13 protein-coding genes are annotated in these 15,778 nt (G+C 33.0%); 8 read left to right on the top strand and 5 right to left on the bottom strand.

Going from position 1 to position 15,778, the window contains the following annotated elements; translation table 11 throughout:
• The first annotated feature begins 110 nt into the window (after positions 1–110).
• Together B5X47_RS09385 and B5X47_RS09390 are read left to right on the top strand one after the other, a co-directional pair.
• On the top strand, positions 111–1,388 hold the full coding sequence (locus B5X47_RS09385) for an ArsB/NhaD family transporter (protein WP_330395760.1): 1,278 nt from the start codon (positions 111–113) through the stop codon (positions 1,386–1,388).
• A 95-nt stretch (positions 1,389–1,483) separates the two neighbouring features.
• Entirely contained in the window at positions 1,484–1,969 is a 486-nt protein-coding gene (locus tag B5X47_RS09390; RefSeq protein ID WP_079589878.1) for a hypothetical protein, read from the top strand.
• A gap of 142 nt (positions 1,970–2,111) precedes the next feature.
• On the opposite strand, the gene B5X47_RS09395 is transcribed toward B5X47_RS09390, so the two are convergent.
• The 3 genes from B5X47_RS09395 to B5X47_RS09405 form a co-directional block, all read right to left on the bottom strand.
• Positions 2,112–3,386 carry a cation:proton antiporter gene (locus tag B5X47_RS09395; protein ID WP_079589879.1) on the bottom strand — a complete coding sequence of 425 codons (1,275 nt, stop codon included), beginning with the start codon at positions 3,384–3,386 and terminating at the stop codon, positions 2,112–2,114.
• Positions 3,387–3,587: 201 nt separating this feature from the next.
• Positions 3,588–4,196, bottom strand: a complete 609-nt coding sequence (locus B5X47_RS09400; protein ID WP_079589881.1) for a hypothetical protein — start codon at positions 4,194–4,196, stop codon at positions 3,588–3,590.
• A gap of 252 nt (positions 4,197–4,448) precedes the next feature.
• Positions 4,449–4,874: a universal stress protein gene (locus tag B5X47_RS09405; RefSeq protein ID WP_079589882.1), complete on the bottom strand. Its 426-nt coding sequence runs from the start codon at positions 4,872–4,874 to the stop codon at positions 4,449–4,451.
• 186 nt (positions 4,875–5,060) lie between these two features.
• On the opposite strand from B5X47_RS09405, the gene ade reads away from it, so the two are divergent.
• The 6 genes from ade to B5X47_RS09435 all read left to right on the top strand — a co-directional run bounded on the left by ade (position 5,061) and on the right by B5X47_RS09435 (position 13,341).
• The gene (ade, locus tag B5X47_RS09410; protein ID WP_143215800.1) at positions 5,061–6,806 is read left to right on the top strand and encodes an adenine deaminase; all 1,746 of its coding nucleotides are present in this window, start codon (positions 5,061–5,063) and stop codon (positions 6,804–6,806) included.
• A gap of 232 nt (positions 6,807–7,038) precedes the next feature.
• Positions 7,039–8,202, top strand: a complete 1,164-nt coding sequence (locus tag B5X47_RS09415; RefSeq protein WP_079589884.1) for a DUF3798 domain-containing protein — start codon at positions 7,039–7,041, stop codon at positions 8,200–8,202.
• A gap of 92 nt (positions 8,203–8,294) precedes the next feature.
• Positions 8,295–9,896: a sugar ABC transporter ATP-binding protein gene (locus B5X47_RS09420; RefSeq protein WP_079589885.1), complete on the top strand. Its 1,602-nt coding sequence runs from the start codon at positions 8,295–8,297 to the stop codon at positions 9,894–9,896.
• Between the two features lies 1 nt (position 9,897).
• The gene (locus B5X47_RS09425; RefSeq protein ID WP_079589887.1) at positions 9,898–10,941 is read left to right on the top strand and encodes an ABC transporter permease subunit; all 1,044 of its coding nucleotides are present in this window, start codon (positions 9,898–9,900) and stop codon (positions 10,939–10,941) included.
• A gap of 3 nt (positions 10,942–10,944) precedes the next feature.
• Positions 10,945–12,240 (top strand): ABC transporter permease subunit, encoded by a 1,296-nt coding sequence (locus B5X47_RS09430; protein ID WP_079589888.1) that lies wholly within the window; start codon positions 10,945–10,947, stop codon positions 12,238–12,240.
• Positions 12,241–12,414: 174 nt separating this feature from the next.
• Positions 12,415–13,341 carry a GNAT family N-acetyltransferase gene (locus B5X47_RS09435; RefSeq protein WP_079589890.1) on the top strand — a complete coding sequence of 309 codons (927 nt, stop codon included), beginning with the start codon at positions 12,415–12,417 and terminating at the stop codon, positions 13,339–13,341.
• A 158-nt stretch (positions 13,342–13,499) separates the two neighbouring features.
• Here B5X47_RS09435 and hemL read toward each other — a convergent pair whose 3' ends face one another.
• Together hemL and hemB are read right to left on the bottom strand one after the other, a co-directional pair.
• Entirely contained in the window at positions 13,500–14,795 is a 1,296-nt protein-coding gene (gene hemL, locus B5X47_RS09440; protein ID WP_079589892.1) for a glutamate-1-semialdehyde 2,1-aminomutase, read from the bottom strand.
• A 22-nt stretch (positions 14,796–14,817) separates the two neighbouring features.
• Complete coding sequence (hemB, locus tag B5X47_RS09445; RefSeq protein ID WP_079589894.1) at positions 14,818–15,777, bottom strand: porphobilinogen synthase; 960 nt, start codon at positions 15,775–15,777, stop codon at positions 14,818–14,820.
• Position 15,778 lies beyond the last annotated feature (1 nt).

Raw genomic sequence — 15,778 nt, forward strand, 5'->3', positions numbered from 1 at the left:
GAAGTATAGGCTACTTCATACTTTGAGAGATGTTATTTTTTTATCTAATTTGACACTTCACATTTTTGAAGGTATCATCATATTTGAAATTTGACAGATAAGGATGTGATGTGTTGTTTGCAAGTGCAACTGCAATACCAATTACTATTTTTTTAGTTATTTACGGTATTATTATCTCGGAAAAAATCAATCGTACGGCTATCTCACTCTTTGGGGCTATTGTTATGATTATCCTAGGTATCTTAAATCAGGAACAGGCAATAGAGCACATTGATTTTAATACCATAGGTCTTTTAGTAGGTATGATGATTATTGTTAATATTTTAAAACGAACAGGTGTATTTGAGTACTTAGCAATAAGAGCCGCAAAAAAAGCTAAAGGCGACCCATGGAAAATACTTGTTTTATTTGCAATTATAACTGCTTTTTCTTCAGCATTTCTGGATAATGTTACTACAATTTTATTAATTGTACCAGTGACCTTAGTTATCACTGATACACTTGACACGAACCCTATTCCATTTATGTTTACTGAGATACTAATAGCTAATATTGGAGGAACTGCTACTCTTATAGGTGACCCTCCAAATATAATGATAGGGAGTGCAACTGGTCTTGGCTTTGTGGACTTTATCGTCAATCTAGCCCCAGTGGTTATCGTTATTTCAGTAGCAACTTTATTTTTACTTAAGCTAATTTATAAGGATTTTTTAAAGGCAAAGGATGAAAACAAGCAAAAAATAATGAAAATGGACGAAACAATAACTATAAAGGATACACTACTTTTAAAAAAGAGCTTAATAGTATTATTTATCACCATTCTAGGATTTATGGTTCATTCTCAGTTTCATTTAGAATCAGCAACTATTGCTCTTGGAGGGGCTGCACTGCTACTGGTTATAAGTAAAATAGATCCCGAGGAAATATTGTTCGAAGTAGAATGGACAACAATTTTCTTCTTCATGGGATTATTTATTCTAGTTGGCAGTCTAGTCGAGGTCGGAGTTATAGATAATCTTGCAAAAAAAATGCTAGAGCTTACAAAAGGTAATTTGTTTGTAACTACTCTTACTATTTTGTGGGTATCAGCAATTGCCTCCGCATTTTTAGACAATATTCCTTTCGTAGCAACTATGATACCTCTTATTAAAGCAATGACAGCTTCTGGACAATTAGATGCAAATCCTTTATGGTGGGCACTTGCACTAGGAGCGTGTTTGGGTGGAAATGGTACTATAATCGGAGCCTCTGCAAATGTTATTGTTACGGGTATAATGGCAAGAGAAGGACGTCCTGTAAGTTTTATGAGTTTTATGAGAATTGGTTTCCCTATGATGATTGTTTCGATTATAATTTCTACTATTTACCTAATACTTTTTTATGTATAAAATATATATAAATGAATTTTTACACAAAATTTTTTGTAAGATAAAACTTATGCTCTTATATATATTGTAAATAGTATCTAGAAGGGAGACTTAATATGAAAAAATACATAATTAGCACAGAAGCTGCTCAGCATGCAATGAAGTTAACTCAAATGGGTGCGAATGTAAAACAGGTAAGTGGCAAATTATGCTACGTATCGTTTGATTTAGGTTATATGACACTAGAATATGTATATAACATAAATGCTAAAGGCAAGTATTTCTTAGAAAGAATAAAACCCTACCCACTTCCTATCAAAGCTTATGATAATGAGGATGACGTAATTGATATAATAGAAATAGATGTAGAGCAGTTTAGAAATGCCGCTAACTCATCTCATGTAAGTGAGTTCATTACAATAAGCAACAAACTACATGAAACTATTAAGAAATTTGAAGATTTGTTTCTATATTATAATGTACCAGCAGAACAAATTAGCCTTTTATTAAAAGAGGTTGATGAAATGAACGATACTATAATGGAAACAAAAGCAAACAGTAAACGAGTTTACACAAAAAAAGAGCCAGAGACTCTAAAGTAAATTGTTATATGCTCGACACATTATTATGTGTAAAAATTAAAGCAGCCTATTGTTAGCTCCTGTGTTACTAAAATAGAGTTAATCTATTTTTTAGTAATACAGGAGCTTTATACAATAAAACTGCTTTATTTATTTTATAATATTAGCCTAATAATGGCTTTAGTTTCTTTTCTCTTTCAAAATCTTCATTTGGCTCCAATAAGCCTAGTTTGTCTGCAAACATTTTTGTAGTGCTCGCTTGTATTAGAAGCGTTACAAGTATTGTCATAAATACTGCAGATGAAATGATATCACTATATGGCATTTTCATAGCTACGATTATTGATGATAAAGCAGCTGGTATAACGCCTGTCTCTCTCACCCACATTATAAACATAAGCTCTTTTGATGACCATTTTACTTTTCTATCAGGTAAAGTACATATTAATACTGATATAGGTCTAGCTACAAGCATAAGAAGTAATACAAATACAAGTGACTGCTGCCAGTATTTCGCAAGGCTTACAAAATCAACATGTGTTCCAAGAAGTACAAATATTGACATTCTCATTAAAAGTGCCACTGTTTCTCTAAAATGCATTTGGGAAACGAAATCAGTTTCTGGAACCCAAAGCTTAAATACTTTTTTATTTCCGCAAATAAGCCCCGTAACAAATGTAGCCATGTAGCCACTTCCTCCTAGCTCTTCAGCTAGTACAAATGATGTCGCTACTGTAACTAGTGAAAGTATAGGTGCAAAATCATGGAAGTATCCATATTTTGTGTCTGAAATTAAAATTGAGAATAAAACTCCTACAGCTACTCCTACAGCTATTCCTCCAAAAATCATAACTCCTAGTGTCTTTAGGTTAGCTGTTAGGCTAAATGTTCCTGAGTTTATTACTGCAAGTATAGCTACAACTAAGATTGCACCTACTGCATCATTAAATGCTGACTCACTTATAACTGTTTGCTTTACTCTTTCTTTTATTTTTATCTTCTTAAATACAGGAACTAAGGTTGCCGGATCAGTTGAAGCTACTACAGCACCAAGTAAAAGTCCATATATCATTGGAATTTTAAAAATATATATTGCTGCAAAACCTACTACTGCCGCTGAAATAACCACTCCTAGTGTAGACAGCAGGGAAACTGAAGTTTTTATATCATTTAATACTCTTAGCTTAACCTCTCTTCCCCCTTCATACAAAATGAAAGCTGAACCAAAGGTTAAAATCAACTGATTTCCAAGTGGATAATGGTCTATACTTACAAGATTTAATACTGATGGTCCTATGATAATTCCAGCCAATAAATAAAGCACCACATCTGGTACTTTTATTACTTCACTTATTCTGGCAAATAGCATAGCAGTAATTACTAAGATTACAAACATAACTAAAATTTCACTAGTCATAATCATTGCTTGAGTCTGCATTTAAGATACCTCCATTTATAATTGCTTTATGAACAAATGAAAGTATACTCTCATGCAAGTTAAATAGCAAAATCGATTAAAGCTTGGATTAGACTAATATATACTGAAAATGTTAAAGGATATCGATTTCCTCCCATTGGTTCTAATCCAAGCTCTTTTTTTCTTTGATTATCTCTGTTTTTCTATTATTTTTCATATATATTATTTAAATTTAATAAACTTTAATGTAAAATCCATAAATTCCTCTATGCTATCTATATATCCTGGCTTGGTTTTCCCTCTATGTTCTTTTGTCTGCCACATATACAAAACTTCAAATCTTTTTATGCATATATCTAAATCTTCTTTTCCTAAAATTATATAATTTGATTCTAAATCTAATTCTAGCTCAGGATATTTTGAAATAATTCTATATAATAAGCACACCCCATGATACATAACTTCTGCATCAAATACTTCTCTTATCTTTGAAGTAATAATAGGTATAGATTCTTTAACTAATTCTATATCATTTGGAATTGCAACTGTAGATTTAAAAATTGTTTGAGTCTGTATGTTGTTACACTTGCCAGATAGTATTTTAATTACTTCTGAATAAAATTCAGGTGAAGCAAACTTCTCAATCATTTTAAAGCATATTGTTTGTTTAGAAGTATTTTGATTTACAGCTGTAAAAAATATTTCAAGAAAGTCTTCTACTTTTTCTGGATTTCCAATCATTTTGTTAAAAGATAAAAGAGGAATTCTATCAACTTGATTTGCATTAGAAATCAGATTGCTCATTGGTTTAATAATATAATCTCTATTCATAATTTTCCTGATTAAATATCAGTATCTCCCCTTTTTATATAAATTTTATTTATATGAGCTTACACCCCTGTTTATAAATTATTTTAATTTTCTTACTTTATATAATAATATATTTTTGTTAATAATTATACAATTTAATAAATATAAGTATCAGAATTAAATTATTTTAAATAATGTAAAATTATTTTTTTCAAGAGAAAGCGCCTTAAGTGTTTCACTTAAAGCGCTGTAAAGCTTTATTTTCAATTTATTTTAGCTAATGATTAGAACAGGTACATTTGAGTTGTGAACAACTTTATTAGTTACGCTTCCTACGAAAAATCTTTTTGTAGAATTGATGTTTTGAGTATTCATAATAACTAAATCAAACTGCTCTTCTTCAGAGTATCTAATTATTTCATCAGCTGGATTTCCTTTCAAAAGAACGGTCTGAGCGTCAATGTCTTTAAGTTTAAATCTTTCAGCAATGTCCTTTACAATCTTCTCGGCATATTCTACAAAATGCTCATCTTTCATGTCCAGTAAATTAGATAATTGAGGGTGTGAATGTTTATCAGAAAAAGGAACTACTGATAGGATAACTAAGGATGCATCAAGCTTTTGTACTAAGTCGCAAGTGATTTTAAAGGTTTTGTCACTGAGCTTTTCGATGTCAACTGGTAATAAAATTTTTTGCATTAATCTTACCCCCTCTAATAAATTTGAAGCTATATCAGCTTATTTTATTTATACCCATTCGAAAATATACTTATACAAAATTTGTCATTTTATTATTAATAATTAATTAATACAGATTTCCCTAGTTATAATCCTATTAAAGTGGTAAAATAGCATAAATTGAAAACTTTTAAGGAGGATTTTGTAGTGATTTTCGATGATAGAATGGATAGATTAAAAAGAAGAGCTGAGCTTGCTAGTGGAAAGCTTCTTCCAGATATGGTTCTAACAAATTGCAAGGTTATAAATGTTTTTAATGGAAAAATAATCCATGGTAATATTGCTATAGATGGTGGAAAAATAATAGGAATAGGTCCATATGAAGCTAAAGAAAAAATTGATTTAGGTGGTGCATACGTAGCTCCAGGTCTTATAGATGCGCACATGCATATGGAATCTACTTTAGTCACTCCTGGTCAAATGGCTAGAATAATTGTTCCAAGAGGAACTACTACAGTAGTGGCTGACCCCCACGAAATTGCTAATGTTTTAGGAATTGAAGGCGTTGAATTTATGCTTGATGCCACTGAAAAAACTACTTTAAATGGTTTTTTTATGCTCCCTTCATGTGTTCCTTCTACTGACTTCGAAACATCCGGTGCAAAACTAAATGCAGATAAGCTTTCTGAACTATTTAATCACCCAAAGGTTTTAGGCCTTGGTGAATTAATGAATTATCCAGGGGTTATAGCTGGAGATACTGATATGCTAGAAAAAATGAATATGGCTCAAAGTAAAATTATAGATGGCCATGGTCCAGAGCTAACTGGTAAAGATTTAAATGCCTATATGATTAACGGAGTTAGAACAGAGCATGAATGCAGCACAATAGAAGAAATGCAGGAACGTATTGGTCTTGGAATGTATATAGCAATAAGAGAAGGTTCAGCTGCTAAAAATTTGGATACTCTCATAAGAGGAGTAGACGAATATAATAAACATATGTGTATGTTCTGCACAGATGATAAAAATCCAGAAGACATCTTAAAGGAAGGTCATATAGACTATAACGTAAGAAGAGCTATAGAGCTAGGAGTATCTCCTATTACTGCTATTCAAATGGCTACTATAAATCCCGCAAGATGCTATAATTTAAGGGATATAGGTGCGATTGCGCCTGGATACGATGCAGATTTAATAGTGTTTGATGATTTAAATACTTTTGAAATAAAAACCGTTTATAAAAAAGGCATAAAAGTAGCTGAAAATAAAACTGCGTTATTTGAAACTCAAGGTATAGATACAAGTAATGTTACTAAAACTGTTAAGCTTGATAAAATAACTTCTGATAAGTTCAAGCTCTTCTTGAATTCAGATATTGTTAATGTAATTAGAATTATACCAAACAGTATAGTCACTGAATCTGTAACAAGAAGAGTATATCTAGACCAAGATAACAATTTTAAATCTAATAAGCTTCTTGATGTTGTAAAAATTGCTGTAGTTGAAAGACATAAAAATACAAAAAATATTGGAATTGGTTTAGTAGAAAACTCTCATCTTCAAAATGGTGCGATTGCAACTACTATTTCTCATGATTCACATAATATAATAGTTATAGGTGACAACGATGAAGATATGGCGCTTGCTGTAAATACTTTAATTGACCTACAAGGTGGAATTGTCATAACCTCTAATAATGAAATAAAAGCATCTCTTGCCTTACCTATTGCTGGGTTAATGTCCGAAAAATCAATGGAAGAGGTTTGCTTGGATTTAAGAAAATTAAGAGAAGTCGCTATGAGCATTCTTAATATTCCTCACACCCTAGAACCGTTTATGACCCTTAGTTTTATGGCTCTACCTGTTATTCCAGAGCTTAAGATAACTGATAAAGGATATTTTGATGTTAAAAGCTTTAAGTTCAAAGATATTGAAGTCCAGCAAAGCTAGTCTTTAACCATATATTTCCATATAAAAATTATAAACGCTATCATGCGTTTATTTTTTTATTCATAAATAAATATTTAAAATATTGATTTTACACATTTACAAATAAATTTTTATGACAAAATTATTTTTTGATTATATGAAATTTTCAAAATATATAGAATTTTTAACCAAAACCCCTTATAATGCTAATAAGTGTATTTACACTTAGTTACATAATAAAGGGGGAAATGTTGTGAAAAAACGTTTAATCGGATTAGCTTTAGCAATGTTAATGGCAATTCCAATGGCTGGTTGTAATACTCCAGCTGCTACAGAAGAACCTGCTGCTGAGCCAGCTGCAGATGCTGCTGCTAGCTACAAAATCGGTATCATGACTGGTACAGTATCTCAAGGTGAAGAGGAGTACCGTGCTGCTGAGAAGATGAAGGAAAAATATGGAGATCAAATTATTCTTCAAACTTATCCTGATAACTTCATGAAAGAGCAAGAAACTACTATAGCAAACGTTATGAGTATGGCATCTGACCCAGATGTAAAAGCTATAATAGTAGTACAAGCTATACCTGGTACTTCTGCTGCAATCGACAAAGTTCGCGAGATGAGAGATGATATCTTATTTATCGCTGGTGTTCCTGGTGAAGACCCTGATATGATTGCTAGTAAAGCCGATGTTGTATTCCAAGCAGATGAACTTGGAATGGGTACATCAATTATCGAACAAGCTGAAAAAATGGGCGCTAAAAACTTTGTTCACTATTCATTCCCAAGACATATGTCTTATCAGCTTCTTGCAATGAGAAGAGATATCTTCAGAGAAACTTGCGAAGCTAAAGGAATCAACTTTATTGATGCAACTGCTCCAGACCCAACAGGAGACGCTGGTGTTCCAGGTGCTCAGCAGTTCATTTTAGAAGATGTTCCTAGAAAAGTTAAAGAGCTTGGACCAGAAACAGCGTTCTTTAGTACTAACTGCTCAATGCAAGAGCCACTTATCAAATCTGTATTAGAGCAAGGTGCTCTTTATCCACAGCAATGTTGTCCATCTCCTTACCACGGATATCCAGGAGCTCTTGGAATAGAGATTCCTGATGACAAAAAAGGTGATGTTGATTATGTTGTAGAGCAAATCAGCGCTAAGATAGCTGAAAAAGGTGGAACAGGAAAATTCTCTACATGGCCAGTTCCAGTAAACATGCTATTTGTTGAAGGTGGAGTTGAGTATGCTAGAGCATATGTAGAAGGCGAAATCACTGAAAAAGTTGACGAAGCTAAATTAGAAGAAATCTTCACAGAATTAGCTGGAAACCCAATCGACTTAACTACATTTACAAATGAAAGTACTGGAAATGAATTTAAAAACTTCTTTATGTTCCTTTCTGATTACATCACTTTCTAAACTAAAAACCTAACGATTTTTGTCTGTGCTGCCACATTATGTGGCAGCCTAATTTTAGTCCAAAATGACAATTTACAGCTTAGGGGGAAAATATGCAAAATCAAGAATATATAATACAGATGAAGGATATACGCAAAGAATACTTTGGCAATCCTGTTTTAAAAGGTGTAAATCTAAATGTAAAAAAAGGTGAGATTCATGCTCTATTAGGTGAAAATGGAGCAGGAAAATCTACACTTATGAATATCCTATTTGGAATGCCAGTAATTCATTCAACTGGTGGATATCAAGGCGAAGTTACCTTTGATGGTCAGCTTACTACTATCGATTCTCCAAATACAGCTATGAATTTAGGTATAGGAATGGTCCATCAGGAGTTTATGCTTATTCCTGGATTTAGTATCACTGAAAATATAAAGCTTAATCGTGAAATTCTAAAGCCAAATATTTTTAGTCCTATGCTTGGAGATCAAGCAAAAACATTAGATTTTAAAAAAATGGACCAAGAGTCTCAGGTTTCATTAGATACTTTGGGTCTTAATCTAAAAGTCCAAAGCAAGGTTGAAGGACTTCCTGTTGGATTCATGCAGTTTATCGAGATTGCTAGGGAAATTGATAAAAAAAATATGAGGCTTATGGTATTTGATGAGCCTACAGCCGTACTTACTGAAAGTGAAGCAGATACTTTACTTAAGGCAATGAGAAGAATTGCAGACAGTGGTATATCAATTCTATTTATAACTCACAGATTAGATGAAGTTATGCAGGTTTCAGATTCTATCACTGTACTTAGAGATGGAGAACAAGTTGCAAGTCTTAACACAAAGGATACAAATGTTATAGAGCTTGCTGAAATAATGGTTGGAAGAAAAATCGAAAATATGGCTCAAAGGGAAGAACATGAATCTTCTAAAGAAGTAATTATGAAAATTGATAATTTAGTTGTAGATATGCCTGGCGAGGAAGTAAAGGGCGTTAATTTAGAAATTAAAAAAGGTGAGATTTTAGGTATTGGAGGACTTGCTGGCCAAGGAAAAATAGGTATACCAAATGGAATTATGGGAATCTATCCTTCTAAAGGTTCAGTGACATTTAATGGTCAAAATATTCCTCTTAATAACCCTGCTCAATCTTTGAAAAGTAAAATTGCCTTTGTTTCTGAAGATAGACGTGGCGTTGGTCTACTGCTTGATTGCTCAATAGAAGAAAATATCGTTCTTACCTCTATGCAGATTCAAAATAAATTCATAAAAAATTATGGAATAATGACTCAAATTGATAAAAAAGCAATTAGAGCTCACGCTTTAGAAATGATAACTAATCTAGATATAAGATGTACTGGTCCAGAACAGCTCACAAGAAGGCTAAGTGGTGGTAATCAGCAAAAGGTTTGTATAGCTAGGGCTCTTACTCTTGATCCTGAAATTATATTTGTTTCAGAACCAACAAGAGGTATTGATATCGGAGCTAAAAAACTGGTTCTTGATACACTAGTTGAGCTTAATAAAAGACTTGGAATGACCGTAGTTGTAATATCAAGTGAGCTAGCTGAGCTTAGATCAGTTTGTGATAGAATAGCTATTGTAACTGAAGGAAAAATTGAAGGTATCCTATCTCCTAGTGATAATGATGCAGATTTTGGATTAATGATGTCTGGTGACTATCATAAAATTCATGGAAAGGAGGTAGGTTAATATGGAAATATCAACTAAAAAAATTATATCTACCCTCGGAATACCTAGACTTATAATAATTACTTTTATGATTGTATTATGCGTTATGGCAGTTTTCCTTAAACTTCCACTTAATGACCTACTGTCTGACACTCTTATAAGAACTGGTATGAATGGAGTATTGGTTCTAGCTATGGTGCCAGGTATATTATCTGGAATTGGGCTTAATTTTGGTCTTCCTTTAGGTATAGTTTGTGGTCTCGTTGGAGGGCTTATCAGTATAGAAATGGATTTAACTGGATACATGGCATTTTTCGTAGCTATCCTAGTCTCTATCCCAATGTCAGCTGTTGTAGGCGCTCTTTATGGATATCTACTTAATAGAGTAAAGGGCTCTGAGATGATGGTTGCCACTTATGTAGGATTTTCAGCTGTATCTCTTATGTGTATTGCATGGCTTATCATGCCATTTACAGCTGAAGAAGTAAAATGGCCTATAGGTGAAGGTCTTAGAACAACTATAGCACTTACAGGTAGATATGATAAGATACTCGATCACACGCTTGCTTTTGATGTTTTTGGCGTTACTATCCCTACTGGATTATTGTTGTTCTTTTTCTTATCTTGTTTTCTAATGGCTCTTTTCTTAAAAACTAAAACTGGAATGGCAATGAAAGCTGCTGGTGATAATCCAAGGTTCGCAGTTGCTTCTGGTATAAATGTTGATAAGCAAAGAATTGTGGGAACTATGATATCAACAATACTTGGTGCTGTAGGTATAGTAGTTTATGCACAAAGTTTTGGTTTCTTCCAGCTATATACTGCTCCTTTGATGATGGGCTTTGCTGCAGTAGCTGCTATCCTTATAGGTGGCGCATCTGCTAGACGTGCTAACATGCTACATGTTATACTTGGTACATTTTTATTCCAAGGACTTCTTACTATTTCCCTTCCAGTTGCTAATAAAATAATAACTGAAGGTAACCTGTCAGAGGTACTAAGAATAATAGTACAAAATGGTATAATTCTATATGCACTTACAAAAGTATCTTCAGGGGGTGACTAGAATATGGAAGCAGAAAAATTAGTTTTTGAAGAGAATAAACCTGAAAGTATGGGTTCAAACATTAAAAAAATACTATTTGATAATAGTGTAACTTTTATTTTTATCGTTCTATGTTTAGCTGGAGTTTATCTTTCTAAACAGCCTATCCCATTTATTGCGAATGAATTGATTCAGCGTATCACTAGAAACTCTTTTCTAGTACTTTCACTGATAATCCCTGTACTTGCTGGTATGGGTCTAAATTTCGGTATAGTACTAGGCGCTATGGCTGGACAAATAGCAATAATTGCCGTAACCCACTTTAAAATAGGTGGAATAGCTGGTTTTGGATTAGCAGCTCTACTTACTATACCAATTGCTTTATTATTTGGTTATTTTACTGCTAAATTACTTAATAAAACTAAAGGTCAAGAAATGATTTCTGGTATGATTCTAGGTTTCTTTGCTAATGGTTTATATCAGCTTTTATTCTTATTCTTAGTTGGAACTATAATTCCTATGGATAACCCTACTCTAGTTTTAAGTGCAGGGATAGGGCTTAAAAACACAATAGATTTATCTGGTCCACAAGGAACAAAATATGCTCTTGATGCATTCGCCAAAATCCCTTTTATTAAATCAACTATTGTTTTTGCATTAGCAGGTACTGGCTACTATGTATTTAGAATAATTCAAAGTAATAAAGATGAAAGACTTAAGATGGAAAGAAATAGTTTCATAATAAGAGCTGTTCTCTTTGCAGCACTTTTAATTATTTCATTCTATGTAAGTACTATTAAATCTCTTATTAACAACATATCAGTACCTCTTGCTACTGTGGTAGTTGTTGGGCTTTTATGTGTATTTAATGTATTTATTCTAAAAACAAAAGCAGGCCAAGATTTTAGAAGTGTTGGCCAGGATATGAATATTGCTAAAATATCTGGTATTCCAGTTGATAAGATTCGTATAAGAGCTATCCTTATCTCTACTGTACTTGCTGGTTGGGGTCAGCTTATCTTCCTGCAAAATATAGGAACTCTTAATACTTATGGAAGTCATGAGCAGGTTGGTACATTTGCAATTGCTGCTCTTCTAATAGGTGGAGCTTCTGTTACAAAGGCAACTATAGGACAAGCTATCATAGGAACAGCACTATTTCATACCCTATTTATAGTTTCTCCTCAAGCTGGTAAAAACTTATTTGGAAATGCACAAATCGGTGAGTATTTCAGGGTTTTCGTAGCTTATGGAGTTATAGGGGTATCCCTTGGACTACATGCTTGGAAGCAGCTTTTCGACAAGAAAAACAAGAAGTAATATAATCAGATAAAACCCCGTATTCAAATTGTATACGGGGTTTTTACATCCAACCAATATTTGCTTAAAACTTTTAGTTTAAACATTCCTTTTAAATAGTGTTTTAATTATAGCTATTTTCTCAAATAAAATTGTATAATAATTTTATATAGAATTATTTTTCAGGAGGATTATATGAGCGCAGAATATAGAATAAAAACATTTTCAGCTTTAACTGAGAAAGAAGTCTCAGCCTTATATGAATTTTGTAATTCTCAGCAAATAGAAGATTTTTATTCTGATTTAAATGAAATGAAAAAATACTATTCCTCAAATGTATTGAATAAAGGAGAAAACCACTTTAGTCTATGGGTAAATGATGATATTAAAGCATGCGGCGGATATGTGGATTTGATGGCTAAAGAAAAAAATGAAATCTATATTACTCAAGCTTTTTCTGCAGAAGATAATAAAAAGTACTGGGAGCTACTTTATTCTAATCTTTTAAGTTCTATGAGTAAGCGACTTGATCAAGCAATATTAGATGAGGTTTATATCAAGCTAGGACTAAGAGGTAAAAGTAGTCTTATTTATAGCTGGAGCATAGATGAAAATTTTATAGATGATTTTGATATGCTAAAACTAAAATATGATTTATCAAAAGCTTCTACTTTTGAAGATGCTCAAAATTTAGTTTGTCATAAGAACCTATCTGTTGAAACCTGGGAAATATTCAGAGATATTCACGATAAAGCTTTTGTCCCAATTCCAAACGGTGGTAGATTGGATTCAGATTCATACGAGGAATATATGACTACAGTTGATGATACTACTTCTAATTTGATTTATTACTACAATAATCTTCCTATTGGCATATCGATTTTTGCTAAGGATGATTCAGAAATATTTCTCGATGCTCTAGCTGTAAATCCTGAGTTTCATTCAAAAGGCTATGGGAAATTAATCCTTAAGTATTTAAGTGGCAATCTAAAGACTCAAGGCTATAAGAGCATTAAATTAATTGTTGCTAACAATAACGCTCCTTCTTATAATTTATATCTTAAGTATGGCTTTGTTCTTGATAAAATCTATGTTAAATGGATGAAAAAGAAATTTAAATAATAAAACTCAACTCATTAGTACAATACAAATTGCTAAAGTTTTCTGGAAGATTATTTTATCCATAATAAAAAAAGCTACTAGAATAATTTTTCTAAGTAGCATTTTTTATTATTTTATAATTAATGATGATTATTTTAAATTGCTATCTATATCTAGCATTATATGTTATGAATAGCCTTAAGTGCTTCTTTATGGCAAATAATAGTATATTCAAGCTCTTCATCAGTAATTGCAGTGTTTACAAATAAGCCTTCAAATTGTGCTGGTGGAAGCAAGATTCCTTTGTTTAGCATAAATCTGAAAAACTCTCCATATTTATCAGTATCAGATTTTTGGACATCCTGATAATTTGCAATTTCTCCCTCTGCAAAGAAGAATGATATCATGGATTTCACTCTAGTTATTGTGTAATTAAGTCCAAGGTCAGATAAATTTTTCTTAAAGCCTTGCTCTAGTTTTATAGCTTTTGCTTCGAGTTCACTATATATGCTTGGATTTTCTCTTAATCTTTGAAGAGTTTTGAGTCCCATATGCATAGCAAGTGGATTTCCCGATAAGGTTCCTGCCTGATATACTCCACCTAGAGGCGAAACTACCTGCATGATTTCTCTTTTCCCACCATAAGCACCTACTGGAAGTCCTCCACCAATTATCTTTCCAAAGCATACCATGTCTGGCTCGATACCATACACTTCGCTCACACCACCATAAGCTATCCTAAACCCTGTTATTACTTCATCTAGGATAAGAAGTATCCCTTCATCCTTCGTAAGCTTTCTAAGTTGTTTTAAGAAGTCTGGACAAGGTGGCACAACTCCCATGTTTCCTGGAACTCCTTCTATTATTATTGCTGCTATTTGGTCCTTGTTTTGATTTATTGCGGATTTTACTGATTCTATATCGTTAAATGTACATACTATTGTGTCTTTTATTACATCCTCTGGCACTCCAAGGCTTGTAGGAGCATTAAAGGTAAGCGTTCCAGAGCCTGATTTTACAAGTAGGCAATCTGAATGACCATGATAGCACCCCTCAAACTTAATCAGCTTGTCTTTTCTAGTGTATCCCCTAGCTGTACGAATTGCACTCATAGTTGCCTCTGTTCCTGAGTTGACCATTCTAACCATCTCACAAGCAGGATATGCTTTAACTATTTCCTGAGCCATATCTACTTCAATGTATGAAGGAACACCGTATGTAATGCCTTTTTCAAGAGATGATTTAAAGGTCTCTATCATTTCAGGATCATTATGCCCAAAAATAAGTGGTCCCCATGATGAAATATAGTCTAAGTATTTATTGCCATCTATATCGTAAATATATGCTCCATCAGCTCTATCTACAAAAATAGGAGCTTTGTCTACTGAGCCAAAGGCTCTTACTGGACTATTTACTCCTCCTGGAATATAGTTTTTAGCTTTATCATACAAAGCATTTGATTTATCTCTATTCATAATAAGTCTCCTTTAGCTTGTTTTATAGCATTTTTGCAATATCTTTAGCAAAATAAGTTATTATTATATCTGCTCCCGCTCTTTTTATACTAACCATTGTTTCATAAATCACAGATTCATTCATAATACCTTGCTCTACTGCCATCTTTAACATAGCGTATTCTCCGCTTACATTGTATGCAGCTACTGGTATGTTGTATGAGCTCTTTACTCTACTAATCACATCCATATAAGACATAGCAGGCTTTACCATTACTATGTCTGCACCTTCTTCTATATCCAGCTCAACTTCTCTTAGGGCTTCATCAGTGTTATGAAAGTCCATCTGGTAGGTTTTTCTGTCTCCAAATCCAGGTGCAGATGAAGCTGCTACTCTAAATGGTCCATAGTATGCAGAAGCGTATTTTGCACTATATGCCATTATCGGAGTGTTATAAAAGCCGCTCTCATCCAGTAGGCTTCTAATTGCCCCTATTCTTCCATCCATCATATCAGAGGGAGCAACCATATCTGCTCCAGCTTTAACATGACTTAGAGCAATCTTAGCAATATAGTTTATTGTTACATCATTTAGCACTTCTCCAGCTTCAGAAATAATTCCACAATGTCCATGCGTGGTATATTGACACATGCATACATCTGTTATTACATAAAAATCAGGAGCATAGCTCTTTATTCTTCTTATTGCCTTTTGAACTATTCCATTTTCATCATAGGCACTAGTAGCTTCTTCATCTTTTAATTCAGGTATACCAAAGAGCATAACTGAATTTATACCAAGACTCTTTAGCTCTTTTATTTCGTCATCAAGCATATCCACAGAGTAATGATAGCAATCCTTAAGAGAGGAGATTTCACGTTTTATTCCCTCTCCTTCTACTACAAATATAGGATATACAAGTCCAGACTTATTAAGATGAGTTTCTCTTACTAAAGCTCTTACATTTGCTGTACTACGAAGTCTTCTAGGTCTTTTAATCATT

The sequence above is a fragment of the Acetoanaerobium noterae genome, from assembly GCF_900168025.1.
Taxonomy (GTDB): Bacteria; Bacillota; Clostridia; order Peptostreptococcales; family Filifactoraceae; genus Acetoanaerobium; species Acetoanaerobium noterae.